The sequence below is a fragment of the Chrysiogenia bacterium genome, assembly GCA_020434085.1.
GTDB lineage: Bacteria > JAGRBM01 > JAGRBM01 > JAGRBM01 > JAGRBM01 > JAGRBM01.
This window is the reverse complement of the sequence record JAGRBM010000317.1, coordinates 1-2,489: the sequence shown is the minus strand read 5'-3', so window position 1 is coordinate 2,489 and position 2,489 is coordinate 1. Positions and strand designations below refer to the sequence as shown.

Here is a 2,489-nt window from a genome sequence, read left to right as displayed (position 1 = left end):
TGGTAGACCCACTCGACGAACTCCGGGCGCTTTTCGCTCCACGTGGTGTTGGCCACCACGTCCACGAACATCAGGTCGGCGATCATCTTGTCGAAACCCAGGGTGAAGCGCTTGAGCTGCTCGGCCTCGGGCAGGCCGTAGCTCTGGTATTCATGCGAGATCCCGATGCCCCAGCACTCTTCAGGCTCGGCATCTTCGGGCGCACCGGGCGCGCGCGGCAGCAGCACCTTGACCGCCCCCTCGGACTCCGGTACACACGTCAAACGATCGCCCTGATACCAGGCCGCGCAAAAGACTGCGAAGGCTGCAACGGCGGCAATGATGGTTTCGGCTCGCGATGACATGGCCCCGCAATTCTGCTTGCTGCGGCGCCCAAGTGCAACGACACATCAATGGCAACCGAACTCGAAATCTTCTGCGATGGCGCATCGCGCAATAACCCCGGCGAAGCCGCCGCAGGCGCGGTCCTCAAAACCCCCGGCGGCGAGCGCGTGGCCGAGGTATCCGAGTATCTGGGGATCAAAACCAACAACGAGGCCGAGTACCTGGCCCTGATTCTGGCGCTGGAAAAAGCACAGGCGCTTGGTGCGCAGCGCGTCTCGGTCAAGTGCGATTCCATGCTCATGGTCAAGCAGGTCCTGGGCGAGTGGAAGGTCAAGCACCCCAACATGAAGCCCCTGTGTGCGCGCGCCCGCTCGCTGGCCGATACCTTCGGTGCGTTTTCCATCGCCCACGTGCGCCGCGAATACAACAAAGAGGCCGACGCGCTGGCCAACCGGGCCCTCGACAAGCAACTGGGCTAGTCCGATGAAAGTCCTCATCACCGGCGCCGGCGGCGGGCTTGGGCAGGCCCTGACAAGCTCGGCCCCGGCCGGGACGCAGCTCACCTCGCCAGACAAGACAGCACTCGACATCACCGACGAAAGCGCGGTGCGCGCGGCTTTCGATACGCACGCGCCAAAGCTCGTCATCAACTGCGCGGCGTGGACCGATGTCGATGGCGCGGAGAAGAATCCCGGGCTCGCCCACGCCGTCAACGAACGCGGTGCGGCGAACCTTGCGAACGCCTGCGCGCAAAGTAGCGCGCGCCTCATCCACATCTCAACCGACTTTGTTTTCGACGGGACCAAACACGCGCCGTACACCGAGGACGACGCGCCCGCGCCGCTCGGCGTCTACGCCAAGAGCAAGCTTGCAGGTGAGCAGCGCGTGATCGAATCGGGCTGCGCCCATCTCATCGTGCGCACGTCCTGGCTCTATGCGCTCTCGAACGAGAATACTTTTCCACACCGCGTGCTCGAGTGGGGCAGGAAGAACAAGCGCGTCGAACTGGCGCTCGACAACATCGGATCGCCCACCCATGCCGACGCTCTGGCGCGCGCGCTCTGGCAGCTCGCACCCGGCGATGCTTCGGGCATTCTGCACTGGGCGGGCGCTGGCGCGGCCTCACGTCTGGAATTCGGCAAGCTGATTCTCGACGAAGCGATTTCCATGGGCGCAAAACTGAAAGTGGAAGAAGTGATTCCGGTACCGGCGGAGAAGTTTGCCCTTCCCGCGCCGCGCCCGGGCGATTCGAGCCTCGACTGCGCACGCGCAGTCTCGCTCGGCGTTGCGCCCGCGCCCTGGCAGGACATGGCGCGCGAGTTCGTGCAGGCCTGGGTCGCGATGGCCCGGCTCAGGCAGATTTCATCCCGAAAATGACCGCGTAGGGTCCAAGCTTCCAATAGATGTCCACCGGATCGAGGCCCGCGCTCTCGAGCCAGAAACGCACCTGCCCGTCGGTGGGAAGCGCAAGCTTCTTGTCCGCATGCGCGGGAAGCGCGCCCCCGTGCTGTTTATCCAGCAGGTAGCGGTAGTGATCGCGCAACATGGGACCGGGGCTGTCGAGTTCGACAAGCAGAGCGAGCACCCCGCCGGTCGCCAGTTTCTTCGCGAGCTGCTGCAGCGAGGAGAGCGCCGCGCCCGAGGGCAGCTCCTCGCTTCCCCAGGAAACACAGATGAAATGGAATCCGCTCGGGAGAGAGGCGGTCCAACCGGCCTTCGCCGGGTCGGCGCGCAAAAATCGCACGCGGTCCTGGTGGGCGCTTGCCGCCTCGCGCGCCCATCTCTCGCGCGTCTCGTCGGTGGTGAATACGACGAGCCGGGCTTTGGGAAGCACGTCCAGCATCGGCAGGAGCGCCAGCGCCTTGCCGAAGCTCAGTTCCAGCAGCGCGGCCGGATCGTCCTTCGAAAAGGGATACAGCGAATGGAGTTGCTCAAGCCCCAGATCAGGGGCCGCGGCTTCATGGCTCACGGTGGTGTCTCTTTGTGAAAATGCGGCGATCAGTGGAACGTGGGCGGCGAGTCCATGGGGAACGGCGTAACCGAGGGCTCTTTGGAGGGACCGCCCAGCAGAAATCCGAACAGGGTAAGCAGCAGCATGAGCGCGCCGGCCGCCAGGAGCAGCCCGCTAAAGACGGCGCCCAGGGTCATCGCGCCGGCGGAACCCA

The 2,489-nt window shown here is 64.8% G+C and carries 4 protein-coding genes; 2 read left to right on the top strand and 2 right to left on the bottom strand.

The window, feature by feature from the left end:
• Positions 1–344, bottom strand: a 344-nt coding sequence (locus KDH09_11040; GenBank protein ID MCB0220221.1) for a hypothetical protein, incomplete at its 3' end; no start/stop codon positions are given.
• Positions 345–392: 48 nt separating this feature from the next.
• Between KDH09_11040 and KDH09_11035 the strand changes: the two genes are divergently transcribed.
• Positions 393–803, top strand: coding sequence for a ribonuclease HI family protein (locus KDH09_11035; GenBank protein ID MCB0220220.1), 411 nt, complete (start codon positions 393–395; stop codon positions 801–803).
• 4 nt (positions 804–807) lie between these two features.
• Entirely contained in the window at positions 808–1,701 is an 894-nt protein-coding gene (gene rfbD, locus KDH09_11030; GenBank protein MCB0220219.1) for a dTDP-4-dehydrorhamnose reductase, read from the top strand.
• On the opposite strand, the gene KDH09_11025 is transcribed toward rfbD, so the two are convergent.
• The gene (locus tag KDH09_11025; GenBank protein ID MCB0220218.1) at positions 1,676–2,293 is read right to left on the bottom strand and encodes a hypothetical protein; all 618 of its coding nucleotides are present in this window, start codon (positions 2,291–2,293) and stop codon (positions 1,676–1,678) included. The two genes, rfbD and KDH09_11025, sit on opposite strands and share 26 nt — an antisense overlap.
• Positions 2,294–2,489 lie beyond the last annotated feature (196 nt).